Source organism: Streptomyces gilvosporeus (assembly GCF_002082195.1).
GTDB lineage: Bacteria > Actinomycetota > Actinomycetes > Streptomycetales > Streptomycetaceae > Streptomyces > Streptomyces gilvosporeus.
The window spans coordinates 955,716-976,427 of the sequence record NZ_CP020569.1 but is presented as its reverse complement, the minus strand read 5'-3'; the positions used below and the strand labels follow the sequence as shown (position 1 = coordinate 976,427).

14 protein-coding genes are annotated in these 20,712 nt (G+C 70.9%); 2 read left to right on the top strand and 12 right to left on the bottom strand.

What is annotated here, in order from left to right:
* From B1H19_RS04530 to B1H19_RS40585, 11 genes are all read right to left on the bottom strand, one after another.
* A complete protein-coding gene (locus B1H19_RS04530; protein ID WP_083103252.1) occupies positions 1–1,233 on the bottom strand; it encodes a hypothetical protein in 1,233 nt (410 codons plus the stop codon).
* A 1-nt stretch (position 1,234) separates the two neighbouring features.
* A complete protein-coding gene (locus B1H19_RS04525) occupies positions 1,235–2,773 on the bottom strand; it encodes a right-handed parallel beta-helix repeat-containing protein (RefSeq protein WP_083103249.1) in 1,539 nt (512 codons plus the stop codon).
* An 8-nt stretch (positions 2,774–2,781) separates the two neighbouring features.
* Positions 2,782–4,734 carry a heparinase II/III family protein gene (locus B1H19_RS04520; protein WP_083103246.1) on the bottom strand — a complete coding sequence of 651 codons (1,953 nt, stop codon included), beginning with the start codon at positions 4,732–4,734 and terminating at the stop codon, positions 2,782–2,784.
* The gene (locus tag B1H19_RS04515; protein ID WP_083103242.1) at positions 4,731–6,917 is read right to left on the bottom strand and encodes a bi-domain-containing oxidoreductase; all 2,187 of its coding nucleotides are present in this window, start codon (positions 6,915–6,917) and stop codon (positions 4,731–4,733) included. The genes B1H19_RS04520 and B1H19_RS04515 overlap by 4 nt, the downstream gene beginning before the upstream one ends.
* A gap of 17 nt (positions 6,918–6,934) precedes the next feature.
* The gene (asnB, locus tag B1H19_RS04510; RefSeq protein WP_083103239.1) at positions 6,935–8,869 is read right to left on the bottom strand and encodes an asparagine synthase (glutamine-hydrolyzing); all 1,935 of its coding nucleotides are present in this window, start codon (positions 8,867–8,869) and stop codon (positions 6,935–6,937) included.
* Positions 8,870–8,872: 3 nt separating this feature from the next.
* The gene (locus B1H19_RS04505) at positions 8,873–10,453 is read right to left on the bottom strand and encodes a Wzz/FepE/Etk N-terminal domain-containing protein (RefSeq protein WP_083103236.1); all 1,581 of its coding nucleotides are present in this window, start codon (positions 10,451–10,453) and stop codon (positions 8,873–8,875) included.
* Positions 10,450–11,817 (bottom strand): YveK family protein, encoded by a 1,368-nt coding sequence (locus B1H19_RS04500; protein ID WP_083103233.1) that lies wholly within the window; start codon positions 11,815–11,817, stop codon positions 10,450–10,452. Before B1H19_RS04500 ends, B1H19_RS04505 begins: the two co-directional genes overlap by 4 nt.
* Positions 11,814–13,079, bottom strand: a complete 1,266-nt coding sequence (locus B1H19_RS04495) for a glycosyltransferase family 4 protein (RefSeq protein ID WP_083103230.1) — start codon at positions 13,077–13,079, stop codon at positions 11,814–11,816. The genes B1H19_RS04500 and B1H19_RS04495 overlap by 4 nt, the downstream gene beginning before the upstream one ends.
* The gene (locus B1H19_RS04490; RefSeq protein ID WP_083103227.1) at positions 13,069–14,391 is read right to left on the bottom strand and encodes a nucleotide sugar dehydrogenase; all 1,323 of its coding nucleotides are present in this window, start codon (positions 14,389–14,391) and stop codon (positions 13,069–13,071) included. The genes B1H19_RS04495 and B1H19_RS04490 overlap by 11 nt, the downstream gene beginning before the upstream one ends.
* Positions 14,392–14,464: 73 nt before the next feature.
* Positions 14,465–15,928, bottom strand: a complete 1,464-nt coding sequence (locus B1H19_RS04485; protein ID WP_203237096.1) for a sugar transferase — start codon at positions 15,926–15,928, stop codon at positions 14,465–14,467.
* A gap of 1,242 nt (positions 15,929–17,170) precedes the next feature.
* On the bottom strand, positions 17,171–17,458 hold the full coding sequence (locus tag B1H19_RS40585) for a hypothetical protein (protein ID WP_335755969.1): 288 nt from the start codon (positions 17,456–17,458) through the stop codon (positions 17,171–17,173).
* Positions 17,459–17,510: 52 nt separating this feature from the next.
* Between B1H19_RS40585 and B1H19_RS40580 the strand changes: the two genes are divergently transcribed.
* Positions 17,511–17,816 carry a CAP domain-containing protein gene (locus B1H19_RS40580; RefSeq protein ID WP_335755961.1) on the top strand — a complete coding sequence of 102 codons (306 nt, stop codon included), beginning with the start codon at positions 17,511–17,513 and terminating at the stop codon, positions 17,814–17,816.
* A gap of 257 nt (positions 17,817–18,073) precedes the next feature.
* On the opposite strand, the gene B1H19_RS04475 is transcribed toward B1H19_RS40580, so the two are convergent.
* Complete coding sequence (locus tag B1H19_RS04475; RefSeq protein ID WP_272482225.1) at positions 18,074–19,063, bottom strand: zinc-dependent alcohol dehydrogenase family protein; 990 nt, start codon at positions 19,061–19,063, stop codon at positions 18,074–18,076.
* 140 nt (positions 19,064–19,203) lie between these two features.
* Here B1H19_RS04475 and B1H19_RS04470 point away from each other — a divergent pair, with 140 nt between their 5' ends.
* Positions 19,204–20,211, top strand: a complete 1,008-nt coding sequence (locus B1H19_RS04470; RefSeq protein ID WP_083103218.1) for an AraC family transcriptional regulator — start codon at positions 19,204–19,206, stop codon at positions 20,209–20,211.
* The last annotated feature ends 501 nt before the right edge of the window (positions 20,212–20,712 follow it).

The window sequence follows — 20,712 nt, the reverse complement described above, 5'->3', positions numbered from 1 at the left end:
TCAGGTCACCTCCGATCGTCGGGCCCAGTGCGGTATGTGCCGTCGAGGGACTTCGGGTGTGGCGGGGGTCGTGGCCTCGGCAGGTGTGGCCAGCAGTGCGGCGGCGACGGTCAGATGCAGCAGATACGGTGAGGCGTCGCCCAGCCCCGCCTCGGTGTACGACGCGATCGCGCAGTAGCTGATCAGGAAGATCGCGCAGGCCCTCGACAGCGACGGTGGCCGCAGCAGCGCGACGCCGCCCAGCACGATGATGATCGCGGCCACCAGGGCGACGCCGGTCAGCCCTTGTTCCTGGTAAACGGCCAGCCAGCTGTTGTCGATCGGCAGCCCGCCGAACGATTTGTCGCCCAGGCCCACGCCGAACAGCTGCTCCGAGGTCGACCGGGGCGCTGCCAGCAGGGCGTCCCAGACCTTGGCCCGACCGGTGAGATTGGAGAAGTTCTCCTGGCTCTGCCCGCGCAGGAACCACGCCTCCAGCACCGAGCCGAGCGCCGCCGCGGCCACCGCGGAGCACAGCACCGCCCAGGTGAAGAACCGGCGGGCGGCGGCGCTGGTCAGGAAGAGCGAGCCGATCGCCAACGCCAGCCCGATGAGCAGGCCCAGTGTGGCCGTCCGGGTATGGGTCAACGCGAGCAGGACGATGGACGGCACGATGACCACCGCGGCGCTGGTTCTGTCGGTCCGGCGGCCCAGCACGAGCAGCACGGTGAGCCCGGTGATCACCGCGGCGTACTGTCCGATCTGCGGCGGGGTGAGCGGCCACAGCGCCCCGACAAGGCGCCCGCCGTAGAGGTCGGGCATGGCCGCACCCGGTGAGACGACCAGCCCGGCGGCCACCGAGCCGAGCACCGCGAAGTACATCCGGATGTGGTGCCGGACGAACGTCAGGCCGCCGTCCCACCAGCGGCTGAGCAGCCACAGCGTGCCGACGAAGAGCGTCAGCCGGACGCAGCGGAACAGCGCACCGAACCCGGACTCCAGGTGCGCACTGGAGATCACACTCGACACCAGCAGCAGGGTGAGCAGGAACAGGAAGGCGCTGGGCCGGATACGAAGCCGGACATTGAGCGCGAGCGCCAGCGTGAACGCGGCGATCAGCGCGCCCATGGTGACCAACTGGATGAGGGAGCGGGGCAGCGGGACGATGGTCTTCGCCCCGGCGGAGCCGAGCGTGTTGAGGACCAGCAGCCCCCAGACTGTCCCGGCGATCTTCGGCGTGTGGTCCGCGCCCATCTCAACCACCGTCCCCTGCGCGGAAGGTGCTGCCCGCGTCCTGCTGGTACGGCGTGCCCTGCCACTGCTCGAAGTCGAGCACCCGGCTGGGGTCGTTGGCGACGAATTTCCACGGTCCGAGGTAGACGTTGTCGCGCCAGCGGTTGTGCTGTTCAAGGGTGATGGCCTCGGCCACCCGTTCACCCTTGTACGGCGACCAGTTGGGATAGGTGCCGTAGTTGGCAAGGACCGCCATGCGGTCGCATGTCACCGTGCACTTGACGACGGACTTGTCCAGCACGAAGCGGTTGTCGTGGATGTCCACCCGTTGGGTCTTCCACCGGCAGTCGGCGTACAGCGGTGCGGTGGCGATCGCCGGCTTCGCGCAGCGGTCGGTGTTCCGCACCAGCAAGGTGCAGTCACCGGACGAGGTGTTGGCCGGGCTGTTGCAGAACCGGTCGGCGTTCTCCCACAGGGTGATCCCGGACCAGTTGTTCTCCAGCAGGTTCCGGTAGATCTCGATCTCGTCGGTGCGGGCTTTGATCCGTGGTTCACCGCCGGACTCGGACAGGTAGACGGTCGCGAACGGGAAGTTGTCGCCGCGGTCGGCTGCCCTGCGGCCCTCGACCCAGTTGTTCCGCCGGATCGTGTTGTTCCGGATGACCGCGTTGTAGCTGGTCTCGTAGATCAGGGCGGCGCCGTCGTTGGCCTCCAGCACGTTGTTCTCGATGCGGAAGTCGTTGTTGTCGGTGTCCGCCCACAACCCTGTTCCACGGTTGTCGTGCACCCAGTTGCCGCGTACGTCGGCGCCGTTGACGGCCCAGAACTTGATGCCTCCCGTACAGCCGCAGCCCTCCTGCCGCCGCTCCCAGTCGCCGGTGTTGTTGCCCACGATCTCGTTGCCCTCGACCACCAGGCCGCCGATATGGCCGCCGGACTTGTATGCGTCCATGCCGTACTGGCCGTTGTCGCGCAGGCAGCTGGCGCGGACCCGTTGGCGGGCACCGGCCATCAGCCCGGCGCCGGAGTTGTGCTGGATCGTCGTGTGCTCGATCACCCAGCCGTCGGCCGAATCATGGTTGACCACGCCCTCGTTCTGCGGCGCGACGAAACCCTGCACGGTCAGGTAGCGGAGGGTGACGTCGCGGGCGGTACCGCCGAACGCGTACTGGTTCCTCTTCCGGCCGTCGAGCACCGCGCCCGGCGCACCGAGGTAGCGGTCCCCGTTCTTGGGGATGACCTGGGCGTAGCGGTCCGGGTCGAGTCTGTGTGTGCCCGGTCGAAGCCAGAACGTGGTGTTCGGGGGACTGCTCTTGGTCTTCGCGGCCAGGTCACCGGTCACCGCGGGATCGACCGTCACCGCGCCCGCCGGAGCCTTCGCCGGCCCGGCCGCGGGCTCGGCACACACCCGGGCCACGGGCCTGGTCGACGCCCCGGACACGGACGGCGCAGCGGTCGGCTCCGCCCGGACGCCCGGCGTGCTCGCACAGCCGGTCGCCGCCAGCAGGGCCAGCGCCGGCGGTGCCGCCGCCCACGCCCAGTGCCGCCTCTTGATCCCCACGCGCCCCCCTAGCCGCGGAACCTGAGTACGGTGGTGAAACCCTCCACGCCGTCGGCGAAACCGGTGCCGACCAGCGTGGTGGTGGGTTCCTTGCGCCCGAAGCCGGGGGAGTACCAGCCCAGCGGCGGATGGGTCTCGCCGCGGTGCGCTCGCCAGCTCAGCTGCCGGGGCAGGTCGAGCACGGCGGAGCGGTCCTCGCCGTCCCGGGTCCAGGCGAGCACTGCCCGGTTGCCCGCCAGGTCGGCGGCGATCGCGGGGCCGAGGTGGAACGCCAGCTGCACGGCCCGGCGCGGGCCGCGCACCTCGTCCACCACCTTCAACTCCCGCGTCGCGGCCGTCAGTTCCACCCGGCGGCGGTGCACGGAACCTTGGTAGCCGTCGTGCTCGGCCCACCAGCGGGCCGTCCTCCCGTCGGAGGCGTCGGAGGTGTCCGCGACCAGGACGCGGCTGGGCGCGTGCCGGGTCCACAGGAACGGGCCACCGGAGACGGACTGGTCGCTGCCGTCCAGTTGCAGGGTGTTGTGGCCGAGCGTCGACTGGAAGTACTGCCGCCACTCGGGCTGCCCGTGGTAGCAGAACGTCCCCGGGTCGGCGAGCACGTCGACCCCGTCGTGCCGGACCTCCACGGACAGCGCGTCCGCATGGGCATGCGCGGCGATGGAGAGAAAGCCGTGCGGACCACCGTCGCAGCGGCACCAGATCTCCTCCGGACCGCGCAGGATGGTCATGCCCGCGTCGGCGAAATGCGCCGGTCGGCTTGCCGGGCGGGTCACGGACGGTTCAGTGGGTTTGATGAGCGCGGCCAGCAGCGGGGTGCGCACATCGGTGCCGGTCACCGCCGGCCACCAGGCGAGCCGGCCGAACACGGCGTCCCCGGTGGCCAGCAGCGAGGCCCAGCGGTCGGTGCCCGCGCCGTCCACGACCAGACCGTGCCCGTCGTCCGCGTCCCCCTGGCGCGGCGGCCGCAGACGGCTGTCCACGATGGCCGCGAGCGCATCGGTCATCCGCAGAAGTACCAGCCGGACGGACGCGGGGACCGGCACTCCGGCGGCATCCGCCTCGGCCACCGCGGCCAGGCCGAGTTCCAGCACCAGTCCGTGGTACTCGGTGGCCAGCTCGCGGTTGAGGCCGGAGGCGAAGGTGTTGCCGCGCAGATGCCGCTCCAGCGACCTCAGCGCGCCGGCGCGCCAGCGCGCCGAGGAGGGGAACCACCCGAACGCGCAGGCCGCGGCGAACTGCCCGGCGGCCTCGGCGATGACGTGGTTGTTCGCCGAGGAGCCCCGGCTGGGGAAGGCGGCCAGCCAGCGCTGGTGGTGCCAGATCTGGTTCAGCGCCACCGGGTTGTCCTCGAACAGCCCGGCCGCGCCCGGCCAGCCGTCGAGCAGGCGGCGGATCCACACCCAGGACAGCAGCCGGATGCCCAGCTCGATGCCGCTGATCCAGTGCACTCCGCGCAGCGGCGCGTTGCCCGCCCACCACGACCGCAGGTGCTCGGCCACCCGCTCGGCGTACCGCTCGTCCCCGGTGATCGCGTAGGCGGCGGCCAGCACGCTGAGGTACTGGTGCCGGGACAACTCCCAGATCTGTTTGATGTCCCCGACCGCGTCCTCGTTCCGGTAGGGCACGTCGAAGGCGTAGCCCCACGGAGCCCGGCGTCCGCTCTTCGGGTCGTACCACCAGTCCGGGTCGGCCAGGTCGTCGCGGACCACCCCGAAATACTCGGCGTGCCCGGCCATCAGGCGGTCCGCTTCGGCGAGGAGACGTTTCGCGGCGTCCGGTGGCACCGCGTCGATCGTTCCGGCGGGCAGGACCGCGGTGAACCGGGCGCCGGTCACGTCCGGGCAGTCCGGCCGCGCCGACCGCCACCGCCGCCTGCGCACGGCGTCGCCCACCCGGCCGCCGACCTCCCGCGGCTCCATCCGGGACAGCCGCCGCAGGTACCAGCCCGCGCTCATGGTCATCGCGCCCTCGCCAACGTCACCGGCGCGCCGGCGGCCAGACCGGCCTGCACGGCGAGGGTGGCCGCGGTGGTGGCGACCAGCGACTCCAGCGGCACCGGCATCGGCCCGCCGGTCCGCACGGCCTTGATGAACGCGGCCAGTTCGGCGTTCTGGCCCTTGTCCCGGGCCTTGGGCAGCCGCGAGCTGACCCACTTCTTGGGGCCGACTGTGCCGTCCGCATACACCGAGGCACGCACGAAGTCGTCGAGCCGCAGCACCTTGCCGTCCGCGACCAGGTCCAGCGTCTCCTTGGGGAAACCGGGCGCACCGGTGGTGACGTAGCTGATCGTGGCGGTGGACCCGTCCGGGTAGCGCAGCACGACCTGGAGGTCCTCGTTGCCGGACGGGGCGACCGCGTACACCGAGACCGGGTCGGCGTCGAGCAGCCAGCTCGCCGTGTCGATGAAGTGTCCGCCCTCGCCGGTGAACCGCGAGCCCTCGGTGCCCTGTTGGAGGTACCAGCTGCCGTGCTGTAGCCGGCCCGCGTTGACCAGGTAGCGCAGGCTCGCCGGACCGGTCCGGGCGCCGAACCGCTTCCTGGCCTCATGGAGCAGCGGTGCGAACCGGCGGTTGAAGCCGACTTGCAGCCGGTCGTTGCCGGATTCCTCCACCGCCGCGAGCACCCCCGCCAGGTCGTCCTCGGTGAGGGCCAGGGGCTTCTCCACGAACACCGTCTTGCCGGCCAGCAGCGCCTTTCGGGTCAGTTCGGCGTGCGAGCTGTGCCGGGTGACGACGAACACCGCGTCGATGGACGTGTCGCCGAGCACGGCGTCGAGGTCGGTGGTCGCCTCGGCGAAGCCGAACTTCCGCTGTGCGTTGGCCGCGGACAGCGCGGTCGTGGTGACGACGGTCGACAATTCGATGCCGTCGCGCTGTGCGAGGTGCGGCAGCAGCATCGACGTCGCGTAGTTCCCCGCGCCGACGAACGCCAGCCGCACCGGCGCCTTGGCGGCCCGGGCCGGACTCCGCTTCGCGTGCACCGTGGGCACCGCGACCGCCGGGGCCTCGGCTTCCACCTCGTGCCCGGGGTACCGGAACAGCACGGCCACGGCCTTCAGTTCGCCGTCCTTCAGACGCTGGTACGTCTCGACGGCGTCGTCGAAGTCGGCGATGTGGGACACCAAGGGCTCCACGTCGACGCTGCCGCGGGCGAGGAGATCGAGGAAGCACGCCAGGTTGCGGCGCTCGGTCCAGCGCACGTAGCCGATCGGGTAGTCGCGCCCCTCCAGCTCGTACTCCGGGTCGTAGCGCCCGGGACCGTACGAACGGGAGAACCGGACGTCGAGCTCCTTCTCGTAGTACGCGTTCCACGGCAGGTCCAGGCGGCACTTGCCGATGTCGACGACCCGGCCGCGGTCCCGGCAGAGCCGGGCGGCCAGCTCCACGGGCTGGTTGCTGCCGCCGCCGGCGGCCAGATACACCTGGTCCACGCCGTGACCGCCGGTGAGCTCGGCGACGGCGGCTTCCACGGCCGCGGACGCGGGATCGCCGCAGGCCGCGGCGCCCAGGCGCTCGGCGAGTTCGCAGCGCACCGGGTCGGGGTCGGCGCCGACGACGCGGACTCCCGAGGCGGCGAGGAGTTGCACCACCAGCTGCCCGATCAGGCCGAGGCCGATGACCAGCGCCACGTCGCCGAGCTGTGGCTCGCCGCGGCGGACGCCCTGCATCGCGATCGACCCGACGGTGCCGAAGGCCGCGTGTTGTGGTGCGAGGCCGTCCGGCACCCGGGCGTAGAGGTTCTTCGGCACCCAGTTCAGCTCGGCGTGCAATGCGTGCTCATTGCCGGCGCAGGCCACGAGGTCGCCGAGCTTCACCTCGTCGACCCCGGTGCCGACCTGCTCGACCACCCCGCACAGCGAGTAGCCCAGCGGTGTGTAGGAGTCCAGCTTGCCCATCACCTTGCGGTAGGTGGCGGGCAGCCCGTTGGTGGCCACGCTCTGCATGACCTTGGCGACCTGGTCCGGCCGGGAGCGGGCCTTGCCCAGCATCGACATGCCGGCCTCGGACACCTTCATCAGCTCGGTCCCGGTGGAGATCAGCGAGTAGGCGCTGCGGACCAGCACACCGCCCGGCTTGCACCCCGGCACCGGCACGTCGAGCACCGCCAGCTCGCCGCTCTTGTAGTTCTGCACAACCTGTTTCACCCGAACTCCTCTGATTCCTAAGCCGTTTGCCGAGCGCTTTTGCCGGACCCAGAGGTCGCGTCGCGATACCAGTACTCGAGGGTCAGCACATGCCACAGATGCTTGGAGAAGTCCCGCTGCCCGGCGGCGTCCTCGGCGACCATCCGCGCCAGCGCGTCGCGGCGCAGGAACCCGTCGCGTACGAGTACGCCGTCGTCGACCACCTCGCGCACCAGTGGTGCCAGATCGCGGCTCATCCAGGCGCGCAGCGGGGCGCTGAACAGGCCCTTCGGCCGGTAGACGATCTCCCGGGGCAGGACCGAGGCGGCTGCCTCCTTGAGGACGGCCTTCCCCTGGCGTCCGACGATCTTGCGAGCGCCGGGCACGGCGAACGCCGCCTTGACCACCTCGACGTCCACGTACGGCACCCGCACCTCGGTCGACGCGGCCATGCTGGAGCGGTCCGTGTACGTGAGGTTCAGGCCCGGCAGGAACATCCGGGCGTCGCCCAGGCACATGCGGTTGACGAAGTCGTCGAGGTCGTTGTCCTGGTAGATGTCCGCATGCTCGGTCAGCACGTCCTCGACCGTCCCGGCCAAGTCCGGGTCGACGAGAGCGAGCAGCTCGTCCTGGTCGTACATGGTGTAGCTGCGCCGGAACGCGGTCTCCTCCGGCAGATCGGCGAAGGACAGGAACCGCTTCGCGAAGCGCACCGACCGGTACCCCCGGCGGGCCGTGGCGACCGGCAGCCGGTCCACGGCCGCGGACACCCCGCGCCGCAGGGGCCGCGGGACGCGCTGGTAGCGCAGCGCGAGCAGGTTGGCCAGGTGCTTGCGGTACCCCGCGAACAGCTCGTCGGCGCCCATCCCCGAGAGCATCACCTTGATCCCGGCCTCGCGTGCGGCCGAGCAGATCAGGAAGGTGTTGATCGCGGCGGGGTCGCCGATCGGCTCGTCCAGGTGGTACGTCATCTGCGGCAGCAGGTCGAGCACGTTCGGAGCGATCTCGATCTCGTGCAGGTCGACGCCGAACCGCTCGGCCACCTGCCGGGCGTAGCGCAGGTCGTCGGGCATCGCCTCGAACCTGGCGTCCTCGGCGCGGAATCCGATCGTGTAGGCGGAGATCCCGGGTCGGTGGCGGGCCGCGAGCGCGGTCAGGTAGCTGGAGTCGAGGCCGCCGGAGAGGAAGGTCGCCACGGGGACGTCGGAGAGCAGGTGCTGCCGGGCCGACTCCTCGACGATGGCAGCGAGGTCCGGCCGCTCACCGGACCGGGCCCGCTCCCGGCCTTCGGCGGCGACGTCCTTCAGGTGCCAGTACCGGCCGCGCTCCACCTGGCCGTCGGGCCGGATCCGCAGCCAGCTCCCCGGCGGCAGTTTCTCCGCCTCGCGGAACGCGCACCGCGAGTCCGGCACCCAGTAGTAGAGCAGCGAGGCCACCAGCGCCGCATGGTCCACCTCCAGCTTGCCGCCGGTTGCGGCGGCGAGTGCCTTCAGCTCGGAGGCGAACACCAGGCCCTCCCCGCGCCGGAGCAGGAACAGCGGCTTGATGCCCAACTGGTCGCGGGCGAGCACCAGTTCACCGGTCCGCTCATCGAAGATCCCGAACGCGAACATGCCGCGCAGCCGGGGCAGGCAGTCCGTGCCCCAGCGCCGCCACGCCTCCAGGAGTACCTCGGTGTCGGAGGTACCGCGGAAGCGCACCCCGGCGGCCGCCAGTTCGGCACGCAGCTCGGGTGCGTTGTACAGCTCGCCGTTGTACGTCAGGGCGAGGCCGTCCGAGACCATCGGCTGGGCGCCGGTCTCGGACAGGTCGATGATGGCCAGCCGGCGGTGCCCGAGGTGCACTTCGCCGTCACCGGCGGGGTGGCTGTACCGGCCCGCGCCGTCCGGACCGCGGTGGGCGAGGGTGTCGGTGAGCCGGTCGGTCACGACCTTCCCGTCCGGCCATCGGTAGGTGCCTGCGATGCCACACATGTCCTACTGCGCCTCCTGATCGCTGTCCGGGACCTGTGCGGCCCACATGGGCAACCGCTCCGTCCGCCGCCGGCCCTCCCCCACTGCCTGAACGGCGTGGGTGGGGGTGCCCCCAGCGGTAGCTGGGGGACTACTCCCACCCTTCTGCCGGGCCGACCGTTCGCCATGGCCCCGCAGCGCGATGTGCAGCCCGTCCCACAGCGTGCCGTCGGTCCGGTCCCGCGGATCGGGGTCGATCAGCACCACACCGATCACCGGAATGTGCTGGTCGGCGAGTTGCCGCGCCACGGTGTGCAGCCATGCGGCGCTGCCGTGCCCGGCACGCACGACGAGCACGGTCTGGGTGCCGAGGTACTGGAGGTCGGTCCACGCCGTGCCGGGCGCGACCGAGCCGACGCCGAGCCGGCGCCCGTCGTCCGGCACGGCGGCGGCACGCTCGCCGCCGACCACGGTCGGGTCTCCCGGCTGCGGGCGGCGGCCTGCGAGCTGCGGGCCGGGCAGACCGTCGATGACGACCATGGGCCCCTCCACCATCAGCGCCCTGCCGACGTTCAGGGCGATCTCGGCCGTGCTGCGCGCACAGCCCAGTTCCAGCAGCGACACCGGTTCCGCGGAGTCGCGCACGGTGCGCGCCAGGGACGCGGTGAGCCGTTCGCGTGCCGCCCGGATCCGTCGGCGCCGCCACCGCCCGGCCGACCGGCGGGGCAGCTCCGCGATGACCGAGGCGCCCAGGTTCGCCGCGATGTCCCGGCGCAACACCGGGCGGTCCGCCACCACCACGCCGACCGCGGCCAGCGCGAGCCCGAGGACGAGCCCGAGGACGAGCCCGATCGCGGCGTCGGTGGCGGCAGTCTTGGGCAGGGAGTGGTGCACCGCGCTCGGGGCGTCCACGATCTGCGTGCCGGTGATGATCCGGGGCGTGCCGAGGCGCGCATCCTCGGCGCGCTGGTCGTAATCGGCGATCCGCGAGTTGAGCTCGGCCCGGCGGGCGAAGAGCGACTCCAGGCTCGCCGACGCTTTCGGGTCGTTCCCCGGCGACCGGTCTCCGATCGTCTTGTTGACCGCGGCGAGTTCGCCCCGCATGCTGTCGCGCCGGTCGATCAGGGCCTTGGCGTCGGCGTCCGCGGTCTCCCGCATCCGCCGCACATGGTCCGCGACGAACGCATCGGCCAGCGCCTTGGCCCGGGCGACCGCGTCCGCGTCGCTGTCACCTGTCACATCGATCTGCAGCAGGTTGTTGGTCAGGCCGGTACCCAGGTACTCCCGCATGAAGTCTTCCGGTTTCTCCGGGGACTTGAGGGTCCGAAGGGCCTGGCCGGCGATCCGCGAGGTCCCCAGCACCGCGACGTCGGTGCGCATCAGCGTTCCGGTGTCGTTCGGCTGGTCCTCCTGATGCGCGACCAGCACCTTGGTCGTCGCGCTCGGCGCCGGCGGCAGCAGGACCGCCACCGCCACGCCGACCAGCAGCCCCAGGAGCGTCAGGGAGCCCCAGAGTCGGCGGCGCCTGCGCACCGCCACCACCAGTCCTTGCAGGTCAAGCAGCGGAGCGGCGGCCGGCGGCGCCGCGGTCGTGCTCGTCGTCACACCGAACCTCCCGTCGCGTGGCCGCGAACCGCGAGGGCCGGAGTGGCGTTGTCCGGAGGATCGCCGACGGACCGCGCCGGACGGGCCCGGACCGGGCCGGCGACGACGAAGCCGACGACCTCGTGCCTGCCGTCCGCACACGCCTCGGCGAGGCCGGCGAGCTCCTCCGCGGTCCAGCCGCCCGCGCTGAGGACGACCACGGCACCGGACTCGGTGTCACGGTCCGGCACCATCGGCCGGACCACCGAAACCTCCACGACCCGCAGCAGCAGATCGCTCCTGGCCTCGGCGACGAGCTGTACGGCGGCCCGGCGGGCGATCTCGTCGCCGTCCGGGACCACCACCAACAGCCGCCGGGGGGAGGTCAGTTGGTCCCGAAGGCGCGCGCACACCCGTCGGTAGCGGATCCGCCTGCCGGCCTCGTCGCCGGACCTCTGCGGGGTCGGTAGGTCCCAACGGGTGTCGACGCCGAGGAGTCGGCGGATCCGGGCCCGCGGGCCACGGCTTGCCGGCCGGTGCGCGGGCCGTTCATCGGGTACGTCGACGGTGCCCAGCGGCACCGAGCCCAGCGCCGCGGCGATCTCCGGTTCGGTGCGCAGCCGGCGATTCATCCGCGCGGCTACGAGGCAGCCGATGACCGCGAGCAGGAAGAACAGCAGCGCACCGGCCGCGATGAGCTGCATCCTCGTCGGCGGCGCCTCGCCGGTCGGCCGGGCCGCCGCCCCCATGACGACCATGCCCGCCTTGTCGGGAGCCGGGTTGGCCTCGTCCAGCTTGGTCATGGCCTGTTCCAGGGAGGTGCGCAGATTCTCGAGCGCGGTGCGGGCCTGCACGCCTTCCACGGTCCGCCCCGGTTCGGCCGCGTTGGCGAGATCCGTGATGCGGCGGTTGGTCTCCACCACCTTCTGCCGCAGCGCCTCGGTCCCGGTAGCCGCGTCGGAGTCGGTGCCGGCGCCCGCGATCCGTGCGGCGAATCCGACGAATTGCCGGGCCACCTGGTCGGCGAGTTGCTGCGCGCGCGCCGGGGTGTCGGCCGTACCCGAGATCGTGATGATGTTCCCGTCGGCGGCCTGAGCGCTCACCCGATCCCGCAGCTCGTCGGCGCTGACGTCCCGCCAGCCGAGCTTGGCGGCCGCGCGGTCGACCACGGACGAACTGGTGGCGATGTCCACCTGGGTCAGCAGCTCGCGCTCTTCCCACTGCCCCGGCAGCAGTACCGATGCCGACGTCGTGTAGCTCGGCGGAAACAGCACCGAGGTGCCGTAGCCGACGAGCGCGCCCACCACGGTGAGGACGGCCAGCAGCCGCCATCGCCTGCGAAATATCCGCCCGAGGGTGACCAGGCGGATCGTGTCGTCGCTCAACGGCCCGGCCTCTTCCCCGTACGGACCGGGCCGCCCGCCGACACCGGAGCGCGGTCCCGGCAGGCAGCGGCGTAGGCGGCGAGCAGCGACGCCTGCGAGTTCCGCCAGGAGAGCGGCCCGCCGATCCGCTCCTGGCCGATCTTGCCCATCCGGGCCCGCTTCTCCGGATCGTCCAGCAGCAGCGCGATGAGCTTCGCGAATGCGGCCTCGTCGTTGGCGGGCGCGTAGACGGCGGCGTCACCGGCGGAGACCCGCGCCTCCCGGAGGTCGAACGAGACGATCGGCCGGCCCATCGCCATGTACTCCAGGACCTTGTTCATGGTCGACACGTCGTTGAGCGGATTGCGCGGGTCGGGGGAGAGGCACACGTCCGCGGTGGACAGATAGCGCACCAGATCGGCGTCCGGTATGCGCCCGGTGAACTGCACCTGCTCGGAGAGTCCGAGCCGCCGGGCGAGCTCCACCATCGCGTCGAAGGCGTCGCCTGCGCCGACGAACACCGCATGCCAGTCGGTCCGCCCGAGTTCGTCGCGCAACGTCGCAAGGGACCGCAGGGCGTAGTCGACGCCGTCCTGGGGGCCCATGACGCCGAGGTAACACAGCAGATGAGGTTTGCCCCGCTTCAACTCCGGCTCCGGCGGCACCGGTTGGAACCGCTCGACGGCGGGCGCGCTGCGCACCACGAAGACGTCCGCCGGCCGCTTGCCGCCACGGCGCAGCGCGACGTCCCGGTAGCTCTCGTTCGTGGCGAGCACGATGTCCGCGGCCCGGTAGGTCCGCCGTTCCAGCGCGCACACGGCGCGATAGAGCAGATCCTCGCCGCGGTCGAACCGGGAGAGGTACAGCTCGGGTACCAGGTCGTGCTGGTCGAAGACGAACCGCGCGCCGCGCCGCTTGAGCCACAGCGCCGGCAGGAACAGCAGGTCGGGCGGATTGCAGGCGTGGACCACGTCGACCGCGCCGACCTTGCGGGCCAGCCGGACCGTATGCCACAAGGCCGATCCGTACTCCCGCAGATAGCCGGCCGGCCCTCCGGTGGCCGCGCGCAACGGGTAGCGGTGGATCCGCACCCCGTCGATCAATGCCTCCGGCTCCGTGTCCCGCTTCTCCCCCCGGGGACAGATGACGTGCACATCCCAGCCCGCGTCGCGCAGCGTCGTGCACTCCTGCCACACCCGCCGGTCGAACGGCACCGACAGGTTCTCCACCAGGATCAGCGCGCGCCGGCCCGACCCCTCACCGCTGATTGCATTACCAAGCAAGGCCCACGTACCCCGGTTCGGCCCGGCGCGCCTCGGCGTCGGGAAGGCGGATGAGGTCGACGATCACCGGCCCGTCGGCGCCGCCGTGGGGCAGCGCCGACAGCACGGCCGCATCCCTGGTCCCGACCAGGCACACCTCGGCATGGTCGAGCACCTCCTCGACGGAATCCGCGAGCAGCTGCGCGAGGTGCGGCAGCCGGGTCTCGATGTACTCGCGGTTCGCGCCGATCAGCCGGGAGAGGCTCACGTTGGCGTCGTGGATCCGAAGGTCGTACCCCTTGCCGAAGAGCCGCTCCGCCAGCTCGACGAGCGGGCTCTCGCGGAGGTCGTCGGTGCCGGGTTTGAAGGACAGCCCGAACATTCCCACCCGGCGCCTGCCGGTGCGCTCGACCAGCTCCACCGCGCGTTGCAGATGTGCGGAGTTGGAGGTCAGCACGTGGGCGAGGATGGGCACCGAGACGTCGGCCCGCTGCGCCGCGTGGACCAGGCTGCGCAGGTCCTTGGGCAGGCAGGAGCCACCGAAGGCGAAGCCGGGCCGCAGGTAGGCGGGGCTGATGTTCAGCTTGCGGTCGGCCAGGAACACATCCATCACCTGGTGCGAGTCCACCCCGAGCGCCTGGCACACCGCGCCCAGCTCGTTCGCGAAGCCGATCTTGAGGCCGTGGAACGCGTTGTCCGCGTACTTGATCGCCTCGGCCACCGGGACCGGCACCCGGAACACCTCGCCGGGCAGCCCCTCGTACAGCGCGAGCAGTGCGTCGCCGCTCGCCGGGTCGAGCTCGCCGATGACGGTCTTGGGCGGGTCGAAGAAGTCCCGCACGCTGGTGCCCTCGCGCAGGAACTCCGGGTTGACCGCGACCCCGATCTCCACTCCGGCCGTGCCGCCGAAGTGCTTCTCCAGGATCGGCACGAGCAGGTTGAGGCAGGTGCCGGGGAGCATGGTGGAGCGGAACACGACGGTGTGCCGTCCGCCCCGCTCGGCGAGAGCGGCGCCGATCTGCTCGGTGACCCGCTCCAAGTAGGCGGTGCACAGGCTGCCGTTGGGTTCCGACGGGGTGCCGACGCAGACCAACGACACCTCGCTGCCCATGATCGCTTCACGGACGTCGACGGTGGCGCGTAAGGCGCCGCTCCGCACCACCTCGGCGGTGAGCTCGCCGATCCGCTCCTCGACCACCGGGGCCTTGCCGTCGTTGACCAGGTCGACCTTCGCCTGGTTCACGTCCACCCCGATGACCTCGTGGCCCATGTCGGCCAGGCACGCGGCCGACACGCAGCCCACGTAGCCGAGCCCGAAGACGCTTACTCTCATGACGCGTTCCTCCCCGCAGGCAGGCCCCTGCGGCCTGCGATCCATGCGTCGGCCGGACGACGACCCCCGCGCATCAGTAGGCCCCCTGCCCCTGGAGCACCGCACGCAGGGTCTTCCACAAGATCACCGTGTCGAGGGCGAGCGACCAGTCCTCCACGTACCGCAGGTCCAAGCGGACGGCCTCCTCCCACGGCAGGTCGCTGCGTCCGCTGATCTGCCACAGGCCGGTGAGCCCCGGCTTGACCAACAGCCGCCGCCGGATGTCCGGCCCGTAGGCAGCGGACTCCTCCGGTAAGGGAGGCCGCGGACCGACGAGCGACATCGACCCCATGAGCACGTTGAACAACTGGGGAAGCTCGTCGATCGAGTACCGGCGCAGCACCGTCCCCACCCGCGTCACCCGCGGATCCCGACGGACCTTGAACAGCAGCCCCGCACCCTCGTTGCGGTCGGCCAGCTCGGCACGTGCCCCGTGGGCCCCGGCGACCATGGTGCGGAACTTGAGAATGGTGAACTCGCGGCCGTCCTTGCCGACCCTGCGCTGGCGGTAGAACGCCCCGCCCCGGCTGTCCACCAGCACCAGCAGCCCGACGCACACCATCAGCGGCGCGAACAGCATCAGCAGGATCGCTGCGCCCATCCGGTCGACGACCCCTTTGACCGCCCGGCGGCCCCCGGTGAAGGCCGGCATGCTGACCCGCAGCAGCGGTATCCCGAGCACCGCGTCGACGTGCAGCCGCGGGCCGGCCACCTCCATCAGCACGGGGGCCACGACCATCTCGGCGTCGCTGCCTTCGAGGTTCCAGGCCAGCCGTTGCAACCGGTCCGGTGTCCAGTGCGGGTCCGGTGTGACCGCGACGACACGGTAGCCGTCGCGGCGGACGTGAGTGGCGACGTCCGTCAGTCGGCCGACTACCGGCACTCCGTCCAGTTGGTCACCGTCGAGCCCGAGACCGTCCGTCGTGCACACCGCATCCACCCGCCAGCCGAGGTGCGGGAACTTACGGGTTCGGGTGATCAGGTCGCGCACGGTGGCCAGGCTCCCGGCAGCGAGCACCGGTCGTAGGCACTGTCCTTCCTTCCGCTGTTTGTGCAGCCAGAGGCGCAGCAGATACCGCGCGGTCATGGTGATCAGCGCGATGGCGGGGATCGCGACGAAGATCCAGAGCTTGATGTTGTGCGAGGTGAGGGCGATCCCGCCGAGTGCCAGTACGACGGTCGCCATGAACAGTGAGCGTCCGAGCCGGCGGAATTCCTCGGCGCCCTGGCCGAGCACGGCCGGAGCCCACGACCGGCTCACCGCAAGCGCCCCCAGCACCAGCAATTCGGTGAAGAAGGCGAGTATTCCCCACTTCTCGTGCCAGTTGGCCGCGTCCCGGGCCCCGAAGAACTTACCGATCGCCGCGACCACGCAGGCGGTGGCCACGGTATCGCTGGTGATCACGGTACGGCGGTACCGCTGCTCCCAGTCGATCGCGGGCCGGCCGATCGCCCCGTCGTCCGGACGCCCGCGCGCCGAGACAAAAGGGCTTGCCAATTCCTCCTGCTGTACAGATCCCCGCACGTCGCCAGTGGGCTCGACGTGTTCGCCCCACACGGTTCCTCCCCTTGGGAGGCCCGCGCCCCCCACCGTTCCTCCCCATGGGAGGCCCCCGCCCCCCGCGCCCGCGCCGTTCCTCGCTTCGGGAGGCCCCCGCCCCCCACCGCTCCTCGCCGCGACAGGCCCCCGCCTCCCGCGAATGACATGCCGGCTCTTGCAGCGCTACGTGAACACCCCACCCAGGCGGCAGCGGACTCGCACGTCCTGCCGGTCTTTCGAGGTGCACGGGAACCCACCGAAACCTTGGGTGCTCCCCGCACCCAAGCCCCCCTCTCGGGCCTTCAGAGAATTGCTCGCCCCCAGGTCCGACGCCGTGGACGCGGCTGCTGGCCGTCCGTAGCGCCTGACCTATAGATCATGATTTGTCGCCTCGTGTCATGTGAAGCACGGTCAATCTAGAGCATCGGAGCCCGCCTGGAGAGGGGGTGTGGGCAACTTGTGCGCAAGCTTTGAAGCTGGTTTCACCGAATGGTCACGACCTGTGGGTGCCTCGACGACGAAGGCGTGCCGTGTGGCCTGCGATGACGGGATTTCTCCGGGCTGCCGACGCTGCCAACTGGGCCTCGCCGATTGGTGCTTCAGGCTTTGGCCACAGGTGGTTCCGGGCGGCAGCGGCGAAAGTGACGTGGCGGTGCCGACCGCACCGGCAGGCCCGGGGCGACGCACCAGTGACACCACCCGACGGACGTCGCTTGAGAGCGCAATCGCCCCCCTTGTGACATCCGCCATAGATGCGTGGGGCGTCAACGAAAACAGATAGTAGATGAGCCCCCTGCGACATATGGGATTTGTCCGTCTTGGTCGCGGAACGGTCCGTGGATGCCTGGACCGCTATCCGGTCGGCCCCGCCGGTGCGGCCGTCCCTCGGCGCATAGGGACTTCTGACGGAGAAACGCCAATTCGCGGAAGATCCACACTGTGGAAAGCATGCCCGTACGCCCATGGCAAGCGGCATCCACTACTACTAGGCTGAATAGTATCTAGCTTTCTTGCCCTGTGCGGTGATGGTCCCAAGAATGACGCCGCACGGCATATCCGCGGCTCAGTGAGGTAATCGATGACGAAGCACCGCCGAAAGCGGAACCACCGGAAGATAACGATTGCCGCCTTTGCCGTAGGCGCCGTGGCCGTGCCCTCCGTCGCCCTGGCGTGCCTGAACGGGAACGGGGACGAACACGGTCAGGCATACGCTCGATCGAAGAGGGACTCCTCCCCGCACCAGCACCACCACTGGTCGGCGCAGGACGCCTGGAGCCCGACGCCGACGCCGACGCCGAAGCCGACGCAGTCGGCGAAGGCCCCCTCCCCGTCTTCGCACGCCTCGCACTCCGCACGCCCCGCGAAAGCCCCCTCTCCCGCCTCTCCCGCCTCTCCCGCCTCGCACTCCGCACCCCCGACGAAGGCCCCCGTCCCGTTTTCGCCCGCCGCGCCCTCTGCGCCCCCGGCTTCCGGAATCGCGGCCCGCATTCTGGAAATCGTCAACAGTGAGCGCAGCAAGGTCGGTTGCTCACCGCTGACCTTGAATGCGAAGCTGAACAAGGCAGCGCAGGACCACAGTCAGGACATGGCGGACCACCGCAATATGTCCCACACCGGTTCCGACGGCTCTTCTCCGGGTGACCGGATCACGCGAGCCGGCTACAACTGGACCGCCTACGGCGAGAATATCGCCTACGGCTATTCCACTCCCGAGAGTGTGATGCAGGGCTGGATGTCCAGCCCCGGCCACAAGCACAATATCCTCGACTGTTCGTTCAAGGAGATGGGTGTGGGCCTCGCGCAGCCCGGCGATTACTGGACGCAGGACTTCGGGGCGGCGGGATAGCCGAATTCCGGCGCCCCTCGTCCATCGGCGCGTTTCGTCGATCATGCGGTGAGCCGGCGGAGGGCCTGGCGGAGGGCAGGGGCCCGGGAGGATTTCCCGCCACGAAGCACCCTGCCCGGGGACGCTCCCGCGCGGGCGCCTGTAGCAGCTCAACGGGCCCCGATCAGGCGGGTGTTCGTCCGGCCAAGGCGTCGCGCGGGTTGTCGACGAGCAGCGTCGTGATCTGCTCCCGGCCGACTCCGGCCTTCTCCAAGTCCCTAGGGGCGGACCGTGACCACGATCTTGCCGACCTGGCTGTTGGACTCGAGGTGGCGGTGGGCCGCGACGATCTCCTCCAGGTCGAAGGTGCGGTCGATCAGCGGCGCCAGGGTGCCGGCCCGTAGTCCGGCGTCCAGGAAGTGCCAGGTCCGGCGGCGTACCTCCGGGTCGCCGGTGACCTGGAGGTTGCCGTAACCGAGGACGCGCAGCGTCCAGTTGAGCGGCAGCGGCGCCGGCCGCGGGTCGAGCCAGCCGTAGACGATGAGCAGCCCGCCGGGCGCGACCGCCCGGGCGAGGTCGGACAGTCCGGGCCCGGCGACCGGGTCGAAGACGATCTCGGCGCCCCGCCCGCCGGTGACTTCGGCGAGCTGCTCCAGCAGTTCGCCCTCGTCGAGCGCGATCACATGCGCCGCGCCGAGCCGCGACAGCCGCTCGCGCTTCGCCGCACCGCGGGTGACGGCTATCGGGATCGCGCCGAGGTGGTTGGCTATCTGGATCGCGGCCACGCCCACACTGCTGGAGGCCGCGGTGATCAGCACGGTGTCGCCGGGGCGCAGCCCGCCCTTCTCCACCAGCGCGCCGTACGCCGTGCTGTAGGACAACCAGAGCGCGGCCCCGGTCACCGCTTCCGCCCCGCCGGGGCGCCGGAGCAGGTCCTCGGCAGGCAGCCGCAGCTCGTCGCCGTACACCCCGGTGGTGCTCATCCCGCCGGTACCCGCCGTCAGTACCGGGTCGCCCACCGCGAAGCCGGTCACGTCCGCTCCGACCGCCAGCACCTCCCCGGCCGCCTCGTAACCGATCCGGGACCCCGGCAAGGTGGGCTGGTAGTAGTAGCCGCCGGAGCGGAACAGCGCCTCCGCCCGGTTGAGGCCCAGCGCATCGACCCGGACCAGTACCTCGCCGGGGCCGGGCTCGCCGAGTTCCACCTCCTCGATCCGCAGCACCTCCGGCCCACCGAGCTCGTCGAACACCACCTGCTTGGCCATCATCCACTCCTCAGACGCATAAGTGACGTGGCGTCAGGTCGCCCTGCCGCCCGATGGATTTACCGTACGAAGATCGCGTCCGGTCGCCCATGCCCTGCCGTCTCGCGATCATGTGCGTCCGTCTTCGCAGGTAGGCTCGCCGCATGGACGTACTCAGCGACGCGATCACCGCGATGCGCGCCGGTCGACCGCACGCCGCCCGCAGGCTGCGGCAGGGCGCGTGGGGACTCCGCTTCCCGGCTTCGACCGGGGTCGGGTTCCATGCGGTGCTGGAGGGCTCCTGCTGGGTGCTGCCCGAGGACGGCGGCTCTCCGATCCGGCTCACTGCCGGCGACCTCGTCTTCGTACACGGCGTCGGGTACGGACTGGCCGACGACCCCGGCACCCCGCTGGACGAGGTGCGCCAGATCCTGGACGGCTCCTGGCAGATCGGCCCGGAGGCGGCGGACGGTGGAGCGCCCGCGACACTTGACGCGGCGGTACCCGGAACACCCGGTGCGGCAGCGCCCGGAACACCTGGAGCGTCGGCAGCATCCGAAGCATCCGGGACGCTGATGCTCTGCGGCGCCTACCAGCTGAACCGGGCCCGCCCGCATCCGCTGCTGACCTGCCTGCCGGGCCTGATCCGGCTGGCAACCTCCGGGCGGCCGTTGGGCGGGGTACTGGACCTCCTCCGCAGCGAGACGGAGGAAGCCCGGCCCGGCGCGGCCGCCGCCACAAGCGGGCTGCTCGACACCGCGCTGCTGTACATCCTGCGGGCCTGGTACGACCAACACGCCAAGCACACCACCGGCTGGGCGGCGGCCCTGCGTGATCCGGCGATCGGACAGGCGCTCAGTGCGATCCACCACGACCCGGCCCGTCCCTGGACGGTGGAGGAGCTGGGCACGGTGGCGGGCCTGTCGCGCGCGGCATTCGCGAAGCGGTTCACCGCCTTCGTCGGCGAGCCGCCGCTGGGCTATCTGACCTGGTGGCGGCTCACCCTCGCCGGACACCTGCTGCGCGCGGGCGACCAACCGCTCCGCGTGGTCGCGCAACAGACGGGCTACACATCGGAGTTCGCCTTCGCCAAGGCGTTCAAGCGGGAGTACGGGACCTCCCCCGGCCGCTACCGGATGCACCACTCGGCCACACTGAAGCCGGTGTCGTAGCGGAAACACGTCTCGGGCAGGCCGGCGACGCGCCTGCTTTCACCGATGTCATGGCCCCTGAGGCATCGATGGGGCGCGATGGCCGGTCTCGATGCCTCCCGTACTGCTATGGCGCGGTATGTGGGGGCTGGGCGGGCGGGTGCGACGCTTCGTCCTGCGCTGCGCGGCGTACGGAAGCGCGGTCGGCGTAGGCCCGCGGGAGACACGCCCCTGTCATGTGTGGGACTGCCTGAGTGTGTTGTCTCGATTCCGTGCGCCCTGGACCGGGTGTTGCCAGGTCGGGTCGCTTCGAGTGTCGTAGAAGCGGAACTACTTGCTGCTGATTGTTGGCCTGAAGTGACCCGTTGCTGTCCTGGCGGCTACGGCAGCTGCGAGGGCACGTGGCCGCCGGTGTGGAGGGAGATGGCACCACCCGCGCCGGTTCCTGCGCTGTGTCGACGGGAGCACCTCGGCCACGAACTCGTCCAGATCCGCCAGCAGTTGGTCAACCCGCCCGAGACG